This window comes from Metallibacterium scheffleri (assembly GCF_002077135.1).
Taxonomy (GTDB): Bacteria; Pseudomonadota; Gammaproteobacteria; order Xanthomonadales; family Rhodanobacteraceae; genus Metallibacterium; species Metallibacterium scheffleri.
Map to the genome: position 1 here is coordinate 165,209 of NZ_LDOS01000001.1, position 19,827 is coordinate 185,035.

Below are 19,827 nucleotides of genomic sequence, written 5' to 3' on the forward strand. Positions count from 1 at the left end.
CAAGCCGCGCAGGCGATTGCTGAGCGAGTGTCCCGGTGCTTGACAGTACATATTGTGTCTAGGCACAATGTGGCATGTGGACGATTCTGGAACACCGCCAGGCGGACAAGGAACTTTCGTCGGGGCGCGTTCCGGTCGAGATCCTGAAACGCTACGAGAAGTGGAAAGACATTGCCATGCTCTCCGGCCCGCAAGGCCTCCGCGCCATCAGGGGCTTCCGTGATGAGGCGCTATCCGGCGACTTGAAGGGTTTCAGGTCATCCCGGTTGAGCGAGCAATGGCGTGTCATCTACTCCGTGGAGGCCGACGTCATGACCGTCCAAGTTGTTCGCGTTACCCCGCATGACTATCGGAGGCACTGAAATGCCCAAGCTCATTCCTGCCAAAAAGCGCATCGATGTCAGTCCTGGCGAATCGGTGCGGATCATCCGCGAGTTGCAAAGCCTTAGCCAAACGCAGCTCTCGTCACTTTGCGGCATTCCGCAAACCACCATTTCCAGCATCGAAACTGGTCGGGTCAACCTCGGCGTCGAGCGTGCAAAGGTTCTGGCAACCTCGCTGCATTGCCATCCTGCAGTTCTCGTCTTCCCGGGTTGGCAGCTGGAATCTGCCGCATAGTTGTCGAGCAGCTCAGGCCCAGGCGGCATGATCGCGACGGGTTCGCCTGCAGCGAGCCATCCCTGGACACCTACCTGCGCCAGCAGGCAGCCCAACACCATCGCGCTGGCATCAGCACCACGCACGTCCTGGTGGCTGGCAGCGATCCGGCCCGCATCCTCGGCTATTGCAGCCTGTCCGCGGCTCAGCTCCTGCTGACCGAATTGCAGGAGGCGGATCGCAAGCACCTGCCCAGCTACCCGGTGCCGGCGATCCGGATGGGACGGCTCGCTGTCTCGGCCAGTGAGCAGGGGAAGGGGTATGGTGACTACCTGCTGGCGCATGCCGTGGCGCGCTGCCTGGGGCTGCGGGACCAGCTTGGGGTGAACGTACTGCTGGTGGATGCGCTGCACGAGAAGGCGGCCCGTTTCTATCGCGCCTATGGTTTCCGCGAAGCCACGGCGAATTCGCAGACATTGTATTTACCACTGGGTGTTGCCGAGCGTTGAAAGCCGATCAAGATTGCGGGGCAACCGTATCGGCGCCAGACGCGTATCAGGCACGGCTGCGTACACGCCTGCGCGAATCGGCCACTGGCGTGACCGCTTCGCGTCGGCCAGCCATGGCCTGGCTGAGAGGCTGAAAAATTCACACCCGCTCAGCGCTCGCGCTGACGCCGCCCCAGCACGCGTGACGGGCGCGGGTCGGCGTGGCGACGCAACTGCGCTTCCAGCGCGGCTTCCTGCTGTTCCCGCTCGCTGCTGAGTTTCAGATAGCTGCGCCAGCGCGCCGGGTTGAGTTCGCCGCTATCCAGCGCGTCGCGCACGGCGCAGCCCGGTTCGTTGCCGTGCGCGCAATCGCTGAAGCGGCACTGGCCGGCCAGCGCCTCGATATCGGCGTACTGGGCCAGGTCCTCGTCGCCGGTGAGCTTGAGCTCGCGCATGCCCGGCGTGTCGATCAGGCAGGCGCCGCCCGGCAGCGGCAGCAACGCGCGGTGCGTGGTGGTGTGGCGGCCGCGGCTGTCGTGCGCGCGCACCGCGGCGGTGGCCTGCGCGGCGTGACCCAGCAGCGTGTTGGTGAGGGTGGACTTGCCCGCGCCGGAAGAGCCCACCAGCGCCAGCGTGGCGCCAGGTTGCAGCCACGACGCGAGCTGGTCGCCCAGCGTCGCGTCCTTGGCATTGATCGCCAGTGCCGACGCGTCGGCGGGCAAGGCAGCGCGCAGCGCAGCGAGCTGCGCGGCATGCCCGGGATGCACATCGGCCTTGCTCAGCAGGATCAGTGCCTGCGCGCCGGAGCCTTCGATCAGCGCCAGATAGCGCTGGATGCGCGCGGGATTGAAATCGCCGTCCAGGCCCATCAGCACGCACACGGTGTCGACGTTGGCGGCGATCGGCTGGCGCGCGTAGCGCTCGCCGGCGGCGGCACGACTGAGCAGGCTGCGCCGCGGCAGGATCTCGATGATATGCGGCGGCCTGCCGTCGGCAAGGATGACGAAATCGCCGACTACCGGGCGCTGCTCGGGCGTCAGGCTGCGGCGCAGAAAGCCTGGCGCGGGCTGCGCCTTGAAACTCTCGCGGCCATCGTGCAGCACGTAACCGGCGCGGTGCTGCGCGGCCACGCGCGCCACGCGCTGCGCGGCCGCGAGCGCGGGCCATGGCTGCGCCGGCGGCCAGCCCACGGCCACCAGCGCGGCGAACGGATCGAAGGTATGCATGCATGGATTATGGCGGGTGCGACGCATGAACCGCTGGTGCGCGCGTGCCGCCATGCACGCGCGAACGCGGCCGCAGGCACTGCTAGCATGGCGCGCTTTGCAGCCATGTCGGTCACGTCATGCCCGATTTCCGCCTCGCTCCCGCCACGCGTCTCGACCAGGTGCGCTACGACATCCGCGGCCCACTCAGCCAGCGCGCGCGTGAACTCGAGCAGCAGGGCGTGGACCTGCTGCGCATCAACATCGGCAATCCGGCGCGCTTCGGCCTGCACCCGCCGGCGGCGCTGCGCGAGGCCATCGCTGCGCACCTGCACGAGGCCGACGCCTACGGCCACGAGCTGGGCCTGGAGATCGCGCGCGAGGCGCTGATCGCCGACGCCGCGGCGCGCGGCATTGGCGTACTGGATGCCGAGCACGTATTCATCGGCAACGGCGTCAGCGAGCTGATCGACATGAGCCTGCGCGCGCTGCTGGAGCCGGGCGACGAGGTGCTGCTGCCGCGTCCCGACTATCCGCTATGGAGCGCCGCCACGCGCCTCAACGGCGGCGTGCCGCGCTACTACGACTGCCCGGCGTCGCGCGGCCACCAGCCGGATGCGGGAGAGATCGAGGCACTGATCACCCCGCGCACACGCGCGCTGGTGCTGATCAATCCCAACAACCCGACCGGCGCGATGTATCCGCGTGCGCTGCTGCAGCAACTGGTGGCACTGGCCGCGCGGCATCGGCTGCTGCTGCTGAGCGACGAGATTTATGACGGCATCACCTACGACGATGCGCAGTTCACGCCCTTGGCCGCGCTGTCCGGAGAGGTGCCCTGTCTGAGCTTCGGCGGACTGTCCAAGCTCTGGCGCGCCTGCGGCTATCGTGTCGGTTGGCTGCAATTGACCGGCGCGCGCGCGGCGCTGCAGCCGTTGCGCGATGCCTTGCAGTTGCTGGCCGCGCTGCGCCTGTGCGCCAACCAGATGGGGCAGTATGCGATCCCCGTGGCCTTGCAACTGCGCGGCGAGATACACACCCTCACCACGCCGGGCGGACGCCTGCACGCCACGCGCGCGAGTTTGATCGAAGGCATCGCGCGCAGCGAGTTCCTCGAGGTGGTCGTGCCGCGCGGTGCCATCTACGCGTTCCCCGCGCTGCGTGACGGACTGCTGCCCGGCTTCGACGACCAGGCCTTTGCGCTGGACCTGCTCGAGCACGAGCACGTGCTGCTGACGCCGGGCAGCGGCTTCAACCTGACCGACAGCCGGCACCTGCGCCTGACCCTGCTGCCCGAGCCAGCGATGATGACCGAGGTGCTGGCGCGCCTCGAGCGTGCGTTGGCGCGCCATGTCGAAGCCGCGGCGCCGCGTTACGCGCATGGCTGAACTGCGCCTGCTGGCGCTGGGCGATTCGTACACGGTGGGCGAGGGCGTGGCGCCAAGCGCAGCCTGGCCCGCGCAACTCGTCGCGCGCCTGCGCGAACACGGCCACGACTGCGCCGCGCCGACCGTGCTGGCGCGCACCGGCTGGACCACGGATGAGCTGCTGGCGGCACTGGCAACGGCCACGCTGGCACCGCCCTATGACCTGGTGACGCTGCAGATCGGCGTCAACGACCAGTACCGCGGCCGCGACATGGAGGCATTCGTGCGCGGTTTCGATGCACTGCTGGCGCAGGCGCTGCGCCTCGCCGATGCGCGCGCGACGCGCGTGCTGGGCGTGTCGATTCCGGACTGGAGCGTGACGCCGTTCGCCAGGCAGGATGCGCGCGCGCCGCAAGCCATCGCCACGACCATCGACCAATTCAATGCGCGGGCGCGCGCGTGCGCACTGCGTGTCGGCGCCGGCTGGGTTGACATCACCAGCGCCAGCCGCCGCGCTGGCCAAGCGCCCGAACAGCTGTGCGCCGATAGCCTGCATCCCGGTCCCGCGCAATACGCGCACTGGGTTGCAACCGCACTGTTGCCCGCCGCACGGGAGCAACTGCCCGCACCCTGAAATGGCCGCGCGGCACATGGTCCGCAGCGCCTTGAGCACGCATATTGCCGCAGTCACGCACCAAACGGTGTTGCGATCCGTTATCATTTGCGCTCAGCCCCGTGGAACCCGCCATGTCCTCGCCTGCCGCTCGTACGCGCCTGCCGCGCTCGTCGCGCTGGATCGCTTTTTTCGCGGTGCTGGGGCCGGGGCTGGTGGTGATGCTGGCCGATACCGACGTCGGCAGCGTGATCACCGCCGCGCAAAGCGGCGCGCAATGGGGCTATCGACTGCTGATCTGGCAACTGCTGCTGGTGCCGGTGCTGTACGTGGTGCAGGAACTCACCGTGCGCCTGGGCATTTTCACCGGCAAGGGCCACGGCGAGCTGATCCGCGAGCACTTCGGCGCGGGCTGGGCATGGCTTTCGGTCAGCGGGCTGGCGGTGGCGTCGGCGGGCGCGATCATCACCGAATTTTCCGGCGTGGCCGGCGTCGGCGAGCTGTTCGGCGTGCCACGCGCGGCCAGTCTGGCACTGGCCGCGGCGTTTCTGCTGGTCGTGGTGTGGACCGGCAGCTACCGGCGCGTGGAGCGCGTGGCGATCCTGCTGGGCCTGTTCGAGCTGGCCTTCGTCTGGGTGGCGCTGCGCGCGCCGCTGGATGGCCACCAGGTGGCGCGCCAGTTGTTCGCCATGCCGCTGCACAGCGGTGATTACTGGTATCTGGTCGCGGCCAACATTGGCGCGGTGATCATGCCGTGGATGGTGTTTTATCAGCAGTCGGCGGTGGCCGACAAAAAACTCACGCCCGGCGATTACGCCTATGCGCGCTGGGACACCGCGCTGGGCGCAGTGCTGACCCAGGTGATCATGGCGGCGGTGCTGATGGCTGCCGCGGCGACACTGGCCTCCGCGCACAGCAACGCGGCGCTGAACAGCGTCGGCCAGATCGCCGGTGCGCTGACGCCGATGCTGGGCCACGCCCTGGGCCATACGCTGTTTGGTCTGGGCATGCTCGGCGCGGCCATGGTCGCGGCCATCGTAGTCGCGCTGGCGGCGGCATGGGGCTTCGGCGAGGTCACCGGCTACAAGCATTCGCTCGAGCATCACCCACTGGAAGCGCCGTGGTTCTACCTGATCTTCAGCGTCGGCGTGATCGGCGGCGCGCTGGTGGTGGCGCTGGTACCCGACCTGGTGGCGCTGGCGGTGGGCGTGGAGGTGATGAACGCGCTGATGTTGCCGCTGGTGCTGGGCTTGCTGGTGGCGCTGGCGATGCGTGCGCTGCCGCCCGCGCACCGCTTGCGCGGCGTCTATGCCGTGGTGGTGATCGCGGTGGTCGTGCTGACCTCGCTGCTCGGCGTGTACGGCGGCCTCTCGACGCTGTTTTGAGCCATGCCGCACCCGGGCATGGGGGCTCGCAACGGACGCCAAGCGCGCAGGATTCTTGCCGGAGCCGCACCCGAAATCATTGCGCGGCCTTGGCGTTTTTTGCGAACAGCAGGTGCTTCGAACACCAGGCGCTTCATTCCAGAGCTTCGATCAGCGCGTCGAGATCGGCGAGGTGCTCGTCCCACCAGCGCGGTTCGCCGGCAAAGGGAAACGCGCGCGGAAACGCCGGATCGTGCCAGCGCGCCGCGATCCAGCCGGCGTGGTGCACCTGGCGCAGCGCGCGCAGCGCCGGTATCAAAGCCAGCTCGGCGTGATCGAACGGGCGCATTTGTTCATAGCCTTCCAGCAACTGCTGCATGGCCAGCTCGTCGCTCGCCAGCATCCACAAGTCCTGCACCGCTGGGCCCATGCGCGCGTCATCGAAATCGACCAGGGTCGGCCCCGCATCGGTCCACAGCACGTTGCCCGCGTGGCAGTCGCCGTGCAGGCGCAGGCGGCGCGCGGCGACGGCATCGAGGCGCGCGTCGATGCGTTCGGCCAGCCGGCGCGTGGCCGCGCGGTAGGACGCATGCAGATGCGCCGGCAACAAGCCCGAGGCCAGCACCGCCGCGGCCGGCTGGCGCAGGAAACTGTCCACGTCCAGCGCGCCGCGCGCGCGGAACGCCTGGCGCGCGCCGATCTCGTGCACGCGCGCCAGCAGGCGTCCCAGCCATTGCAGGGTGTCGGCGGATTCCAGCACCGGCGCGTGTCCGCCACGGCGCGCAAACAGCGCGTAACGAAAGCCATCGTGACGCAGTAGCGTGTGTCCGCCGCAGCGCAGCGGCGCCACCACCGGTAATTCGCCCGCGGCCAGCTCGGCGGCAAAATCGTGTTCCTCGGCGATGGCCGCATCCGACCAGCGCCCCGGCCGGTAGAACTTGACCACCACGAAACCGCCCGCGTCGAGGCCAACCTGATACACGCGGTTCTCGTAGCTGGGCAGCGCCAGCAGGCGTCCGTCGGGGGCATACCCCGCAGCGTCCACGGCATCCAGCACGCGCGCTGGATCGAGCCCGGCGTAGGGCGCGACCTGGCTCATGCGCCGTCGTTCGGATCGCGCTCCGCGACGATGGCGCAGGTCAACCGCGAGATGCAGGTCAGGCGTCCGTCCGCGTCCTCGATGCGGATTTCCCAGACCTGCGTGGCACGGCCCAGATGCAAGGGCCGCGCGGTGCCGGTGACCGTGCCCGCGCGCACCGCGCGCAGGTGATTGGCGTTGATCTCCAGCCCGACCGCGCGCGTACCGGGCGCGCAACACAGGTTGGCGGCGGCGCTGCCCAGGGTCTCGGCCAGCGCCGCCGAGGCGCCGCCATGCAGCAGGCCGAACGGCTGCACGGTGCGCGCATCCACCGGCAGGGTGCCACGCAGGAAATCCGCGCCCGCTTCGGTGAGGTGCATGCCGAGGGTTTCCGCCAGCGTGCCGCGCGCGGCGACATTCAGCGCAACCAGATCGGGGGATGTCCGCCAGATACCCACGCTCAGTTCTTGCCCTTGGCCACCGGCAGATCGGCCTGGCGCCAGGCTGCGATGCCACCCGCCAGGCTATGCACATTCTTGAAACCGGCCTGCACCAGGCGCTTGGCGGCGCGCTGCGAGGTGATGCCGCTGCGGCAGCACACCACCACCGGCATCTCCTTGAGCTTGGCCAGGTCCTTGTGCTCGGGATCGAACTTGTCCATGGCCACGTGCTTGGCGCCGGGGATGTGCGCCTTGTCGTACTCGGCGCGCGGCGAAACATCGATCAGCAGCGCGCTCTCGCGGTTGAGCAGGCGCGTGACCGTGGCCGGCGTGGCGTCCTGCCAGCCGCGACGCAGGCGCATGATCTCGGTGACGATCAGGGCCAGGATCAGCGCCGCGAAAGCCGCCAGCAGCAGGCCATGCTGGGCTGCGAACGCGGGCAGGTGCTGCAGAAACTCATGCATCGGGGGACACTCGGCGTAGGCGGTAGGCCGGCCATTATCGGCGCGCCGTGGCGCGCGTGCACGAAGCAGATGTGGCGCACCTCTTCCGACATGCGTTACCAGCGCGGCATCGTGTGCCCAGGGCATCCACAGTCCCTTCCGGCCACCCATTGCGATGAACGTGGCAGGCGGTAACGACCGGCATTGGACCTGTGCCGCCATGACCGTTTCCTGTTCAGGTCATTGCGTTCGAATTATTTGTAATTACGGATTAATCACGGCGAATACGGTTTTTGTAATTTGACAGAAATATCAAGCGCCCGTATGAAACATGAACCATGCCTGTCTGACCGCACCGATTCCAGGAGAGATTCATGCGCCGTTTTGTTCCTGTCCTGCTTGGTGGATTGCTTCTGGCATCCCCGGCATTCGCGGCGCAGCAGAGCGCCACCGCGACACCCGCGCATGCGCAAACCAGCACGTCGATTTCGACCACGGCGCTGCATGAGGGAGCCGGCGCCACCTCCAGCGCTGGATGGATGGACGCCCAGCCCGTGCTGGCCCGACACGCGATGGTGGTTTCATCCCAGCACTACGCCACCGAGGTGGGCCTGGACATTCTCAAGCAAGGCGGCAACGCGGTGGATGCCGCGGTCGCCGTCGGCTACGCACTGGCCGTGGTGCATCCCTGCTGCGGCAACATCGGTGGCGGTGGCTTCATGACCCTCCACCTGGCCAATGGCAAGAACATCTTTCTCGATTTCCGCGAGCGCGCGCCGCTGGCGGCCACGCCGACGCTGTTCCAGGACGCGCAGGGCAACGTGGTGCCCGGCCGCAGCACCAAGACCTGGCTGGGCGTGGGCGTACCCGGCTCGGTGATGGGCCTGGATGCGGCGCTGAAGAAATACGGCACGATGAGCCTGAAACAGGTGATGGCCCCGGCCATCAAGCTGGCGCGCGACGGCTTTGTGCTGCAGCCGGGCGACGTGAAGATCCTGGACACGCGCAGCAAGGACTTCGCCGCGCACCCCAACGTCGCCGCCATCTTCCTCAACCACGGCCAGCCCTGGAAAGCGGGCGAGCGGTTGAAGCAGCCCGAGCTCGCGCACACGCTGGAATTGATCGCGCAGGGCGGCAGCAAGGCCTATTACGACGGCCCCATCGCCAGGGCCATCGTCGCCGCCAGCGCGCAGCACGGCGGCATCCTCAGCCTCAAGGACTTCCGCGACTACAAGGTGGTGTGGGCCAAGCCCATCGAATGCCGCTACCAGGGCACTACGGTGGTGACGCCGCCGCCGCCCAGCTCGGGCGAGACGGTGTGCGAGATCCTGCGCATCCTCGATGGCTATCCGCTGGCCCAGTGGGGCTACGCCTCGGTGCTGACCACGCACGTCCTGGCCGAGGCCGAACGCCACGCCTTCGCCGATCGCAACACCTACCTCGGTGATCCGGCCTTCGTGCACAACCCGATCAAGCGCCTGCTCTCCACCGCCAACATCGCGCGCATCCGCAGCCAGATCCAGCCCGACCGCGCCACCCCCTCGAGCGAGGTCAAGGGCAGCCTGGGCGCCGCCGAAGGCATGCACACCACGCACTACTCCGTGCTCGATGCCAAGGGCAACGCGGTCAGCGTCACCTACAGCATCAACTATCTGTTCGGTGTCGGCATGATGGCCGGCAACACCGGCTTCTTCCTCAACAACACCATGGACGACTTCACCTCCAAGCCCGGCGTGCCCAACTCCTTCGGGCTGGTGCAGGGCCACGTCAACGAGATCCAGCCGGGCAAGATCCCGCTGTCCTCGATGGTGCCGAGCATCGTGCTCAAGCACGGCAAGGTGTTCATGGTCACCGGCAGTCCGGGTGGCTCGACCATCATCTCCTCCACGCTCGAGAGCATCCTCAACGTCGTCGACTTCGGCATGAACATGCAGCAGGCGGTGGATGCACCGCGCATGCACATGCAGTGGTACCCGGACGCCATCTTCGTCGAACCCGGCTATCTCACGCCGACCACCCAGGCCGCCCTGCAGAACATGGGCTACACGTTCAAGCCAATCCCCTTCTGGGGCGCCGACGAAGCCATTTTGGTCAACTCGAAAACACACCTTATTGAAGGCGCCAATGATCGGCGCAGTCCTGCGGGTCTGGCTGCCGGGTATTAAGTGGCACCAAATTGAATCTGCACCACGCGGCGCGCCGGGTTGCGAATGATTGCACGCTGGCCCATTGCCGGAGTTATGAAAAGTGTGGCCTGCATGCCGACACTGATTAGTTCACGAAGTCAAGGAAAAAAGGAGTCCATACAACAGGATGCCTGAAGAGTGGAAGAGAGAGGAGCGATGTCGACCCCATTCACTGCGAGAGAAATAAAATGACACGTCAAAAAGCCCCTCTGCACCGCAACCCACTGGCGCTGGCGCTGCTTACCATTCTTGCGGCATCCGGCGCCCATGCACAGAATACGTCTTCGACACCCACTGCTGCGACGGCCAATCCATCCAAGGCAAAACAGTTGCAGACGATTGTCGTGACCGGCACGCGTGCATTTGATCGGACTGAAGCCGATTCGATGTCGCCGATTGACGTCCTGACACCCAAAGATCTGACCTCGACAGGTGCGACAAGCCTTGCCGGAGCTCTGCGCACCCTGCTCCCCTCATTCAATTTTCCGCAACCATCCGTCACCGACGCCACGGATGCCATCCAGCCGGCTCAGTTGCGCGGTCTGTCACCCGACGAAACGCTGGTACTGATCAATGGCAAACTGCAGCACACATCGGCCAGTCTGAATGTTGACGGGTCCGAGGGGCGTGGTGCATCCCCTGTAGATATCAATGCAATTCCGATCAATGCAGTCGCCAGCATCGAGGTGCTGCGCGACGGCGCTGCGGCGCAGTATGGCTCGTCGGCGATTGCCGGGGTAATCAACATCATCCTCAAGGGCGGCAGCCAGAGTGGCTCCGTCTATTCCACCGTTGGCGTGTACAGTCATCATGACGGGGAAGACGGCAGAACCGTGAGAGGTGGCGCCGATGGTGGTTTTGCACTCGGCAAGAAAGGATGGGTGCATCTAAGCTTTGACGCAGAGCATCAGGACCCCACCAACAGTGCAGGTCCGGACTATCGTTACCCGGGCGATCCGACTTATGGACAAGTCACTTTTCATTATGGGCTGCCCTTGCTCAGTCAGAAAAGCGCTGCCTTCAACATGCAATATGACTTTGCCCCGCATGTGCAATTCTATGCCTTCGGAATCTTCAACAAGCGCAATGTCAGTGCCCAGGGATTTTTCAGATCATTGTCATCCTACAAGACCAGCCAGCCTGCCGCTCTGGCCGTCTACCCGGACGGCTATCTGCCAGTTGAAAATACCTCGGTGCTCGATTCGTCGCTGGTCGCCGGGATACGTGGCAAAGTGCTCAACGGATGGCATTATGATATCAGCGCTGATGCAGGCAGCAACCACTGGAAACTGAATACTGCCGATACGTTCAACTACTCGCTCGGAGCTGCATCACCAACCTCGTTTTACATCGGCACACTGACAACGCAGCAGAACTACCTGAATGCTGATTTCACCAAGTATGTCAATATTGAATCCTTGGAAAATCCGCTCGTTGTCGCATGGGGCCTGGAATACGGGCAAGACAAGTTCGCAATCAAGCAGGGTGACCCGGCGTCATATGCCGGCGCCGGAGCCCAGGTGTTTCCCGGTTTCCGGCCTGGCGATGCAGGGAACTACATGCGCCACAATCAGGCGGCCTATCTGGATCTGGAAGAAGACTGGACAGAAAATTTTTCCACCGAATTCGCGGCGCGTCATTCACACTACAGTGATTTCGGCAATTCGAATGTCTGGAAGTTCTCGGGACGTTACGCATTCAATAACACGATCGCCGCACGCGCCACGGTCTCCACCGGCTTTCGTGCGCCTTCGTTGCAGCAGGAATATTACTCGAGTACCGGAATCCAATTCATCAACAATGGCGTGAGCGATCTACCATATACAATCAGAACATTTCCTGTCGATAATCCGGCAGCCATCGCGCTGGGCGCGCAGCCTCTGAAACCGGAGCAGTCGCACAATTACAGTGCAGGATTGGTCTTCACTCCGCACAACGGACTCTATGCGACGCTCGATTTCTACCAGATAACCATTGACAACCGGATCATTCTCAGCGGCAATCTAATCGGCACGAACGTCGCCGCGTATCTCACGTCAGTTGGCATTCCGCAAGTCAGCGGCGGCCAATTCTTCACCAATGGCGTCAATACGCGCACGCGCGGCGTCGACTTGATCGGAACCTATCCGATCGACCTCGGGAGTGCCGGAACGCTTAAATTGACCGGTGGCGGAAATTACAACAAGACGATTATCACGTACATTGAGCCCAATCCCCCGCAGCTGGGTCTGGCAGGTTTGACGCTGCCAGTCATCGACCGCCCCACGCAGGGGATCATCACCGACGGCACGCCAAAAGACAAAGTTTTCCTTGCTGGCGACTGGACTTACGGCAATTGGCTGGTGCATGGTCAAGTGACGCGCTGGGGTTCTTTCATCAACTTTGGAAGCACGCCTGCAGGCGATATCGTCAATGCGGCGAAATACACGCTTGATGCTTCAGTTGGATATACCTGGAATCGTTGGGATTTCACGATTGGCGGGGATAATTTAACCAACCAATATCCAACCGCGGCACCTGCTTCCGGCGGGCCTTACAACATCATTCTGCCTTACTCGGAGTACGCTCCATTCGGCTTCAGCGGCGCATATTATTACGTGCGTGCGGCTTATCACTGGTAAGACGGAGGTTGAGAACAGTTGCCGACCGTTTCAGCATACAAGCGCAGCGGGCATTGTTCGCTGCGCGCTGGTACCGCGGATATACCGATCCGGTTTTGGCAGGGAGCAAAATGCTCGATGCCAGTGCCTGTTGCTCACGCAGCAGCGCGCCTTTGCCGCGTCTGTCTGCGTGCGGCGGTTGCATTGAATCAGGGGCTGGACGCCCGGTCTTGAATGATCCCGAGCCGCGCATCGCTCGGGGTTGCTGCATGCAGAGGCTTTACCGCCTGTGCAAATGACATCTCGAAAACCTGCGAGGCACACCATGTCTGATCAATATCGAATCGGCCGGCGGCTCGGACTGTCGCTCGTTGCAGGGATATGGGTGGCAGGGATGTGGGCGCTTGTGGCCACGCCCGTGACGGCGCAGGCGCAGACGCCCTTCCTGGGCCCCGTACCCGCACCGGTTTGTCAGCCGGGGGATCGGACCGAGTCGGGGGTCGATGGTCAGCTCACGACTGCCGAGCGTGCCAGCGGTGCTTCGACGCATCCCTACAACTGCAATCTTGCCATCGTCGGCGAATACGCCGGACAGGGTGCTGGTCACCAGTTGATGTGGTACGGCCATTGCGCCTACGTCACCACCGAGGGCTATGAAGCGGGGCAAAAAGGCGTTCCACCGCTGCGGCATCCTGGTATCCAGGTGCTGGATGTGTCGAACCCGCACGCGCCACGGTATGTCACCCACCTGGACGATCCGGCCTCGCTTTACGACTGGGAAGACGGGGCGGTCAACTCGCGGCGGGCGTTGCTGGCCAGCGCCGAAAGCTGGATGGGCGCCGGGCCGCAACCCGCCGTCTCCTTCTACGACCTCTCCAATTGCGCGCACCCGCGGCTGCTGTCCAGTGTCCAGTTGCCGGACCCGAAGTTGATGGCGCATGGCGGCAACTTCGCGTACGACGGCAAGACTTACTGGATCACGTCGTACAACAAACGTCGTCTCTACGCCATCGACGTCACCGACCCGAGACATCCTAAAGAGCTCCTGGACTGGGATTTTCCAGGCGGCCAGGCGGGTGGCGCCGGCGCCGGCCAGATCTGCCACCGAATCTCGCTCAATCAGTTCACGGTCGACGGCCATCCGCCCGATACGCTGTTGTTCTGCGGCGTGGTCGGTCACCTGGTCCGCCCGGGTGTCTACCGCTCGGGCAACGGGCTCGTCATCTATGACGTGAGCGAGGTGCAGGAGCGCCGTCCGCATCCGGTCATCAAGGCGATCAGCTCGCTTTACTGGGTGAACGGCAACATCGCCATCGAGCCCGACCTGGCGTTCATCCACGGAACGCCCTATGTGGGCGTCGGTGACGAGTGCGGATCCGGCGGCTGCAGTTATCCCAAGGGTGCAATCGCTGCCTGCCGAGCGGGGCTGCCGCCGTTCGGGTTCGAGAGGCTCATCGACATCAGCAACCTCGCCAAACCCAGGCTCGTGGCACAACTCATGATCGGCGTGGACAGCCCGAAGAATTGCCCGCTGACCGAACACGACATCACCGCCACGATGGGCGGTTACGGCTACAGCATGCACGACTGCACCTTCGACAATCCGCGCGACGCGACCCTGCTGGCCTGCTCCGGCCATCAGGCGGGCGTGCGCGTGTTCGACATTCGCAATCCGGAACAGCCGCGCGAGATCGCCTATTTTGTCGGCCCGGCACCACCGCTGCCGACCGAGATCGATCCGGGCTCGCTGTTGAACACCTTCCAGGGCGTTACTCCACCCATCAACTTTGCATGGTCGAAGGCGCACAGCCGCTTTGTCTGGCGGCATGGCCAACTTTACCTTTGGATCACCTCCAGCCATGGTGGCTTCTACGTCTTGAAGTTCGAGAACCAGGCCGAAATCGCGAAATTGAAACCCGTGCCAACCCCCGGGAACGAGGACTACCAGGATTGAGTGCGGCGCCGGATCTTCAGGGTTTTGCGCGGGATCGCTGTCCGGCGGATCGTTGGCAAGATCACAGGGGTGGCTGACCGTGTTGTTGGTCATACGTTGGCGCTGCTCGCGCGGTCCGGCGCTGCTGCGATCATGGCAACAATCCTGAAGGGCAACGACGCATGCCCGTTGGCTCGATGGCAATCCCGCATGCCTGATCCATGTCCACAACTTTCGCGAACATCTCGCGAGGGCACGGGGCTGATGTCGGCGAGGCTTAACCTTGCCAAAGATATAACGCATTGATGTTACATGCGTTCCTCTGGCGCCCATGTCATTTCTGCGAAATTCTGGACAGGGGGCGGTTTCAAGGTCCCGGTGCAACAGAATCAGTGCATGGTGCCGAGCGTGGCCTCGGCGAGTCGTAGATGTTCGTTGTAGACCTGCAGCGGCGTGTGGAATCCATGCCGTTGCCGAGGTCGGGTGTTGAGGCTCAACGCGATCTGGTTGAGCTCGTCTTGGCTGTACACCGACAGGTCCGTGCCCTTGGGCAGGTACTGACGCAACAGGCCGTTGGTGTTTTCGTTGCTGCCGCGCTGCCAGGGGCTGTGCGGGTCGGCGAAGTAGACCGCCACACCGGTTCGCAAGGTCAACGCATCGTGATAGCTCATCTCCTTGCCCTGATCGTAGGTCAGCGTCTTGCGCAGGGCGGCCGGGATGCGCTGCAGGGCTTGGCTGAAGCTCACCAGCGCGTCTGCGGCGGTGGCGCTGCTCATCTTGGCCAGGACCACGAAGCCACTGCTGCGCTCGACCAGCGTGCCGACCGAAGAGCGATTGCCGGTGCCCTTGATCAGATCACCCTCCCAGTGGCCCGGGACCAACCGGTCTTCGACCTCGGGCGGGCGCACATGGATGCTCTGCATGTTCGGGATCTGGCCACGTCGATCCTGACCGCGGCTGCGCGGCTTGCGGGTGCTGCGGCCCTGCCGCAGGCAGGCAATCAGCTGCTTGCGCAAGTCGCCCCGCGGGGTCACGTAGATCGCGCCATAGATGGTCTCGTGCGACACCCGGTAGTCCGCCCGATCGGGGAAGGCCCGCGCCAGTATCCCGGCGATCTGCTGCGGCGACCAGCGCGCAAACAGAAGCTCATGGACCACTTCTCGCAGCGCTGGATCGTCGAGCTTGCGCGGCACCCGCGGTTTGCGTCGGCAGAGGCCCGCTCGCCCTTGCGCCGCCTGCGCGAGATAGGTCACCCCACTCGGCGCACGCCGGCGCTCGCGGCTGATCGTGCTCGCGGCACGGCCCAGCGAGCGGGCAATCGCACGCAGACTGTCACCGGCTTCCAGACGTCGCTGCATCTCCACGCGCTCATCCAAACTCAGTTCGTTGTAGGTTCGCATCGCAACAGCCTAAGCTACTCCCGCTTGGGTGTTGCACCTGGAGTTTGAGGCCGCCGGGTTAAACGCCCAAGCGTGTGCTGATGACAAGTTTATGCATCATCGCCGCTGATTTTGTGGCTATAAATGCGACAAGCCAGTCGGAACACGCTTGCATCACGTGTGCCGGCTCGGTTCACCCAGACTTGTCGCGCTGGACCGCGATCATTCCATCTAGACGTCTATGCTGCATGGATGCCATTCAACACTCAGCCCTCAAACCGCTCGCCGATCGATTCCAGCAAGCGCCGACCATGCAGCACCGCCAACACCGCGATGCGGTCGGGACGCGCTTCGTAGATCAGGCGGTAGCTGTAGAGGAAGCGCTCGCGCACTTGCACGTCGCCAAGCTCGAACAACCCTTCCACCACGCGTTGCGCGTGATGCGGCGAGTCGCGACTGATGAACTGGGCAATCGCGTCAATGTCGTCGAGCGATTCGCTCGACCAGATCAGCGCGGCAACCACCGCGCCAATCGCTCACGCGCCTGCTCGTGGGTATGGCCGCGCCCCGCGGCAATGTCTGCCCGCCCGCGCCGGATTTTTTCCAGCACGTACACGTGGTACTGGATGTCTTCCAGCGTGGCGTCATCCGGCAACTGCGCCAGCAACTGCGCGACTTCCTGTTTCGAGGTCACAGGCAGACTCATGGCGGACTCCAGGGCGGTCGCCATCATGTTACGCGATCCTCGTCTCAGTCATCCCCTTCGGCGCTCTCGGCATCGAGCACATCGTCATGTCGTCGGCCCGTGGGTGCGGCCACCGCTGCCGTTGGTTTCGTCATGCGCCCTGTCGCCGGATGCGTGGCGTCCTGGCATCCGCCCCGCACACCGCGCGCGCCGCAGTAAGTGAACCTGACCCCGTTCCTCGCCCCCGTTTCAACCGCCGATTTGATCTGCGTGCGATGCTGCCGCGACTGGCGCGGGCGATGATGCTGTGCAAGCCTCATCCCGAGCCGGTTCTGCGCATGGCGAGCAATTTTCATGACTGAGGATCAGGGCGAATCAGGAACAAACATGCCCGCGCATGGCGGGCGTCAACGATCCAGACGGTGGCGTAAGCCGCTGCGCGCACACCGCACACCGCACACCGCACACCGCACACCGCACACCGCACACCCCGCCTATTTTTGCAGGTGTTTTATCGTAATAGTGACGTCTTGTAGCTTTACGGTCTCGAGATTTATGCGCGGGTTTCCGCTGTAGGTAACAAGCAGATGCAGCGGACCCAGCCATCGCATCTCGAGGTCTATCGTTCCACCAGCGTTTACGGTGTTATCCAATACGTATGGATGGGGCACTGGCCCATTTGTGGAAAAGCCCAAAATAGAATACAGAGACTGTCGGTCATTTTTTCTTTTCAAATAAACACTTGTTTCGACATAGCCAGAACCGAAACCACCATTTTGTACAGTTTCTGCGCTGGCTATCCATGATCCATTCGGCGATGCCACTTTTTCTCTCCAAACAACCAAATCCGCCTCCTTCGCGCACCCGGCCGAGGAAATCCCAGCTATCACGACAAGCAGGCATGTAAAGATGCGTCTATGATTGAGCAACAGCGTCGTGATTTTGAGAATCAAGTTAACTCTCTCCTCATGTGCTCGTCTGGTTGGACTATCCACAACACCTTCATCGAGCGTGATTGGCAAGATACGCTATACCCACAACCCGAGCTGTACGGGGACTGTTCCGCTACTACTGCGCTTTTATACACAGCACACCGGCTTTTGTAGCATTATAGCCATTAACTATGTTCTGAACGTTTACAGCCGGAATTCCAGGATAACTGGAACTCATTTGCACCTCGTTCGGATTATAGTGGGAAATCAGCATGCATGCTCATTTCGGTTTCCATCGCATAATGAAAATTATACACAAAACGTACCCAATGATAGTCACAAGTACAACATTCAGGTCTAACACATTGCATCCGTAATTATAATCTCCGGACACACAGCGGATATTAAAATTGGCATTAGAAAGTTGAAGGTAAAGCACCGATCCAAAAACCAGCGTCGCAACTGCCATAACGATAATTTTAATCAGCTTCCAAATCATGACGAGTATCATTGCCCTGGACGTGGAACAACTATAATAGATTTCTTCGATGGCATGAAGAACTCAATCAAGATCAGGCCAAGAATTCTACGCTTTTGACTGAAAGATGTTGCATATTTGAATGCCTTTAAATACAAAGCCAGCGGTCTTTCGCGCTTTAGTGTTTTGATTCGGTCGCTCTTGGCTATGCTTGCTGCAAGAAGCAAATTTCGATCATAACGAGAATCCTTGAGACTCATAAATAGTGAGTTTAGTCTGGTATTATCCGCATAATCGGAAGTTTCGAGTAGCATAAGTGTCTCCCTAAAGACGCCTATCTCGTAGGCTCTAGAGCTTGAATCGTATATCTCGTTTAGCTCTTTTTGCAGCTGCGCAGCCCGCTTTAAATCTTTGTAATCTTCTACATGCCAATAGATTTCCGCAAGATAACTCTTTGCTTTCACGCTCCCAAGCTTGACGAGTGGTTCCAGCAGCTCTATAGCACGCGGGTATTCATGCTGCTCAAATTTTTCAATAGCAGACTGAAGATTATCAGCTTGGCTAGGCGTAGTCATTTTGGGCCAAACCATAAAGGTGTGGTCACTACATCGTACTGAACAATCAAGCCCAGTGCGTTAGCTTGATCTTGTGCAGCTATAAGGCTCGCCAAGTCGCCACCGCCTTCTCCAGTATATAAGGCAGCGGCGAGCAGAGCCGCTCGGCCGCTTGCTGCTGAATATGACGCAATCGCTACTGGCGCGTATGCAGCTGCAGCTGCATCTAACCCAATGCCATATGCCGCGCCCGCAGCAGCACCGCTGTGATAGAAAGCGCTGCATTCATTCGCACCGTCAATACCGAGAATCTGGCGCGTCGCTGCAAGATCACCGTAGCCAAATGTTAACGCTGACACTAACGAATCACCGAATCCTGCCGTGAAGTCCACAAACCCTTGCGGCAGCAATGGCAATGCGAATGTCCCATATGGATCGATCCCGTTGATCGGATCCTGCAAAACATACCCATAAAAATTTTCGCCGCCGCCTCCAAATCCGAGCGGATCCTCGCTGATGAATCGCCCCATCGCTGGCGCGTAGTAGCGCGCCCGGTAGTAGTACAGGCCATCACCGTCGTTCTCGCGCCCGGTGTACTGGTACGGGTTGTCGAAACCGCTCATGCTGGCAGTGGTGGCGCCATATGGGTCATAGCTGTACTGCTCCACGATCGCCCCCGCGTTGTTGGTCAGAGCCATGGTGCTGTTCAGCGCATCGCTCAGGAAATCCGTGCGTCCGCTGAGATCAGTGCGCGCAAAGCGCTCATCGACCGCCAGTCCGGTCAGGATCGACGTCGCCGTGCTGCCATGCGTCTCCTGCACCGCGTTCAAGCCATCGTAAAGGTAACTCGCCGCGTTGCCGTTGAAGTCCGTATCGACGCGCCGACCCAGGGGATCGTAGCTGAAGCTGGCAATCGTCGTGCCGCCCTGCTTGACCGCGGCGAGTTGGTTGCGCGCGTTCCACGCATAGGTGTCGGTGCCGTTGCCAGTCAGGTTGCCATCTGCATCGTACGTATATGTCTGCCCGTTCCAACTGGTCAGGCGGTCATTGAGGTCGACCGTCGCTGGCGTCGTTGTGGCGGGTGGCAGCACATTGGAAGCCAGGCTGCCGCTTTCGCCGCTGCGCTGGCCGGCCGTGTTGTAGGTGTAAGCGATGTTCCCCAGCACGCTGCCGTTGGCGTCGGCATAGTTCAGGCCGGTGAGGTCACTGGCCGCATCGTAGCCGTAGGTCGTGGTCACGCCATTGGGCAGCGTCAGCTCGATGCGGCGGTTGGCAGCGTCATAGCTGAAGCCGACTTCCTCGCTGCCTTGTGTGATGTTGGTCAAGCGGTTGGCTGCGTCATAGGTATAACTGACGGTCGCTTGCGATCCCGCAGTCATGGTAATGCGACGCCCAGCCGCGTCATAGGCATAACCGCCGACAGCTGATGCTGGAAGTTGCGGCAACAATAATGTTTCAAATATCATCTTTGTTGTCTTGAGCATT

The 19,827-nt window shown here is 62.6% G+C and carries 19 protein-coding genes and 1 pseudogene; 10 read left to right on the forward strand and 10 right to left on the reverse strand.

Annotated elements, in window-relative coordinates:
- The first annotated feature begins 74 nt into the window (after positions 1 to 74).
- The 3 genes from Mschef_RS00715 to Mschef_RS00725 are packed head-to-tail and all read left to right on the forward strand — an operon-like array spanning position 75 to position 1,106.
- Positions 75 to 362, forward strand: a complete 288-nt coding sequence (locus Mschef_RS00715; protein WP_081125950.1) for a type II toxin-antitoxin system mRNA interferase toxin, RelE/StbE family — start codon at positions 75 to 77, stop codon at positions 360 to 362.
- A gap of 1 nt (position 363) precedes the next feature.
- Positions 364 to 618 (forward strand): helix-turn-helix domain-containing protein, encoded by a 255-nt coding sequence (locus tag Mschef_RS00720; protein WP_081125951.1) that lies wholly within the window; start codon positions 364 to 366, stop codon positions 616 to 618.
- Positions 594 to 1,106, forward strand: coding sequence for a GNAT family N-acetyltransferase (locus Mschef_RS00725; RefSeq protein WP_277921456.1), 513 nt, complete (start codon positions 594 to 596; stop codon positions 1,104 to 1,106). The genes Mschef_RS00720 and Mschef_RS00725 overlap by 25 nt, the downstream gene beginning before the upstream one ends.
- Before the next feature lie 149 nt (positions 1,107 to 1,255).
- Here Mschef_RS00725 and rsgA read toward each other — a convergent pair whose 3' ends face one another.
- Complete coding sequence (gene rsgA / locus Mschef_RS00730) at positions 1,256 to 2,311, reverse strand: ribosome small subunit-dependent GTPase A (protein ID WP_081125952.1); 1,056 nt, start codon at positions 2,309 to 2,311, stop codon at positions 1,256 to 1,258.
- Positions 2,312 to 2,430: 119 nt separating this feature from the next.
- Here rsgA and Mschef_RS00735 point away from each other — a divergent pair, with 119 nt between their 5' ends.
- The 3 genes from Mschef_RS00735 to Mschef_RS00745 all read left to right on the forward strand — a co-directional run bounded on the left by Mschef_RS00735 (position 2,431) and on the right by Mschef_RS00745 (position 5,655).
- On the forward strand, positions 2,431 to 3,678 hold the full coding sequence (locus tag Mschef_RS00735; RefSeq protein WP_081125953.1) for an aminotransferase class I/II-fold pyridoxal phosphate-dependent enzyme: 1,248 nt from the start codon (positions 2,431 to 2,433) through the stop codon (positions 3,676 to 3,678).
- The gene (locus tag Mschef_RS00740) at positions 3,671 to 4,291 is read left to right on the forward strand and encodes an SGNH/GDSL hydrolase family protein (protein ID WP_136256374.1); all 621 of its coding nucleotides are present in this window, start codon (positions 3,671 to 3,673) and stop codon (positions 4,289 to 4,291) included. Before Mschef_RS00735 ends, Mschef_RS00740 begins: the two co-directional genes overlap by 8 nt.
- A gap of 113 nt (positions 4,292 to 4,404) precedes the next feature.
- Entirely contained in the window at positions 4,405 to 5,655 is a 1,251-nt protein-coding gene (locus tag Mschef_RS00745; protein ID WP_081125955.1) for an NRAMP family divalent metal transporter, read from the forward strand.
- Between the two features lie 133 nt (positions 5,656 to 5,788).
- Here Mschef_RS00745 and Mschef_RS00750 read toward each other — a convergent pair whose 3' ends face one another.
- From Mschef_RS00750 to Mschef_RS00760, 3 genes are read right to left on the reverse strand one after another with little or no spacing between them, the layout of a single operon-like run.
- Positions 5,789 to 6,733 (reverse strand): serine/threonine protein kinase, encoded by a 945-nt coding sequence (locus Mschef_RS00750; protein ID WP_081125956.1) that lies wholly within the window; start codon positions 6,731 to 6,733, stop codon positions 5,789 to 5,791.
- Entirely contained in the window at positions 6,730 to 7,170 is a 441-nt protein-coding gene (locus tag Mschef_RS00755; RefSeq protein WP_081125957.1) for a hotdog fold thioesterase, read from the reverse strand. The genes Mschef_RS00750 and Mschef_RS00755 overlap by 4 nt, the downstream gene beginning before the upstream one ends.
- 2 nt (positions 7,171 to 7,172) lie before the next feature.
- A complete protein-coding gene (locus tag Mschef_RS00760) occupies positions 7,173 to 7,616 on the reverse strand; it encodes a rhodanese-like domain-containing protein (RefSeq protein WP_081125958.1) in 444 nt (147 codons plus the stop codon).
- Positions 7,617 to 7,969: 353 nt separating this feature from the next.
- Between Mschef_RS00760 and ggt the strand changes: the two genes are divergently transcribed.
- The 3 genes from ggt to Mschef_RS00775 all read left to right on the forward strand — a co-directional run bounded on the left by ggt (position 7,970) and on the right by Mschef_RS00775 (position 14,335).
- A complete protein-coding gene (gene ggt / locus Mschef_RS00765; protein ID WP_081125959.1) occupies positions 7,970 to 9,760 on the forward strand; it encodes a gamma-glutamyltransferase in 1,791 nt (596 codons plus the stop codon).
- A 209-nt stretch (positions 9,761 to 9,969) separates the two neighbouring features.
- On the forward strand, positions 9,970 to 12,402 hold the full coding sequence (locus Mschef_RS00770) for a TonB-dependent receptor plug domain-containing protein (protein WP_081125960.1): 2,433 nt from the start codon (positions 9,970 to 9,972) through the stop codon (positions 12,400 to 12,402).
- 304 nt (positions 12,403 to 12,706) lie between these two features.
- A complete protein-coding gene (locus tag Mschef_RS00775) occupies positions 12,707 to 14,335 on the forward strand; it encodes an LVIVD repeat-containing protein (protein ID WP_136256633.1) in 1,629 nt (542 codons plus the stop codon).
- A gap of 368 nt (positions 14,336 to 14,703) precedes the next feature.
- On the opposite strand, the gene Mschef_RS00780 is transcribed toward Mschef_RS00775, so the two are convergent.
- From Mschef_RS00780 to Mschef_RS00790, 3 genes are all read right to left on the reverse strand, one after another.
- Positions 14,704 to 15,714: an IS30 family transposase gene (locus Mschef_RS00780; RefSeq protein WP_081125962.1), complete on the reverse strand. Its 1,011-nt coding sequence runs from the start codon at positions 15,712 to 15,714 to the stop codon at positions 14,704 to 14,706.
- Positions 15,715 to 15,959: 245 nt separating this feature from the next.
- On the reverse strand, positions 15,960 to 16,217 hold the full coding sequence (locus Mschef_RS00785) for a type II toxin-antitoxin system RelE/ParE family toxin (protein ID WP_081125963.1): 258 nt from the start codon (positions 16,215 to 16,217) through the stop codon (positions 15,960 to 15,962).
- Positions 16,202 to 16,426 (reverse strand): hypothetical protein, encoded by a 225-nt coding sequence (locus Mschef_RS00790; RefSeq protein WP_197686702.1) that lies wholly within the window; start codon positions 16,424 to 16,426, stop codon positions 16,202 to 16,204. The genes Mschef_RS00785 and Mschef_RS00790 overlap by 16 nt, the downstream gene beginning before the upstream one ends.
- A 197-nt stretch (positions 16,427 to 16,623) precedes the next feature.
- Between Mschef_RS00790 and Mschef_RS17010 the strand changes: the two are divergent.
- Positions 16,624 to 16,740, forward strand: a pseudogene (locus tag Mschef_RS17010) (IS1595 family transposase); the annotation flags it as partial.
- Positions 16,741 to 16,872: 132 nt separating this feature from the next.
- Here Mschef_RS17010 and Mschef_RS17015 read toward each other — a convergent pair.
- The 3 genes from Mschef_RS17015 to Mschef_RS00800 all read right to left on the reverse strand — a co-directional run bounded on the left by Mschef_RS17015 (position 16,873) and on the right by Mschef_RS00800 (position 19,826).
- On the reverse strand, positions 16,873 to 17,331 hold the full coding sequence (locus Mschef_RS17015; protein WP_136256543.1) for a hypothetical protein: 459 nt from the start codon (positions 17,329 to 17,331) through the stop codon (positions 16,873 to 16,875).
- Between the two features lie 486 nt (positions 17,332 to 17,817).
- A complete protein-coding gene (locus Mschef_RS17020) occupies positions 17,818 to 18,363 on the reverse strand; it encodes a hypothetical protein (RefSeq protein ID WP_136256544.1) in 546 nt (181 codons plus the stop codon).
- Positions 18,360 to 19,826 (reverse strand): RHS repeat domain-containing protein, encoded by a 1,467-nt coding sequence (locus Mschef_RS00800; protein WP_081125965.1) that lies wholly within the window; start codon positions 19,824 to 19,826, stop codon positions 18,360 to 18,362. Before Mschef_RS00800 ends, Mschef_RS17020 begins: the two co-directional genes overlap by 4 nt.
- Position 19,827: the final 1 nt, after the last annotated feature.

Bases quoted from the DNA above. Each gene is read 5' to 3' on its own strand.
- Mschef_RS00715 (WP_081125950.1), top strand. From the start codon at position 75: ATGTGGACGATTCTGGAACACCGCCAGGCGGACAAGGAACTTTCGTCG.
- Mschef_RS00720 (WP_081125951.1), top strand. From the start codon at position 364: ATGCCCAAGCTCATTCCTGCCAAAAAGCGCATCGATGTCAGTCCTGGC.
- rsgA (WP_081125952.1), bottom strand. From the start codon at position 2,311: ATGCATACCTTCGATCCGTTCGCCGCGCTGGTGGCCGTGGGCTGGCCG.
- Mschef_RS00735 (WP_081125953.1), top strand. From the start codon at position 2,431: ATGCCCGATTTCCGCCTCGCTCCCGCCACGCGTCTCGACCAGGTGCGC.
- Mschef_RS00740 (WP_136256374.1), top strand. From the start codon at position 3,671: ATGGCTGAACTGCGCCTGCTGGCGCTGGGCGATTCGTACACGGTGGGC.
- Mschef_RS00745 (WP_081125955.1), top strand. From the start codon at position 4,405: ATGTCCTCGCCTGCCGCTCGTACGCGCCTGCCGCGCTCGTCGCGCTGG.
- Mschef_RS00750 (WP_081125956.1), bottom strand. From the start codon at position 6,733: ATGAGCCAGGTCGCGCCCTACGCCGGGCTCGATCCAGCGCGCGTGCTG.
- Mschef_RS00760 (WP_081125958.1), bottom strand. From the start codon at position 7,616: ATGCATGAGTTTCTGCAGCACCTGCCCGCGTTCGCAGCCCAGCATGGC.
- ggt (WP_081125959.1), top strand. From the start codon at position 7,970: ATGCGCCGTTTTGTTCCTGTCCTGCTTGGTGGATTGCTTCTGGCATCC.
- Mschef_RS00770 (WP_081125960.1), top strand. From the start codon at position 9,970: ATGACACGTCAAAAAGCCCCTCTGCACCGCAACCCACTGGCGCTGGCG.
- Mschef_RS00775 (WP_136256633.1), top strand. From the start codon at position 12,707: ATGTCTGATCAATATCGAATCGGCCGGCGGCTCGGACTGTCGCTCGTT.
- Mschef_RS00780 (WP_081125962.1), bottom strand. From the start codon at position 15,714: ATGCGAACCTACAACGAACTGAGTTTGGATGAGCGCGTGGAGATGCAG.
- Mschef_RS00790 (WP_197686702.1), bottom strand. From the start codon at position 16,426: ATGATGGCGACCGCCCTGGAGTCCGCCATGAGTCTGCCTGTGACCTCG.
- Mschef_RS17020 (WP_136256544.1), bottom strand. From the start codon at position 18,363: ATGACTACGCCTAGCCAAGCTGATAATCTTCAGTCTGCTATTGAAAAA.
- Mschef_RS00800 (WP_081125965.1), bottom strand. From the start codon at position 19,826: ATGCTCAAGACAACAAAGATGATATTTGAAACATTATTGTTGCCGCAA.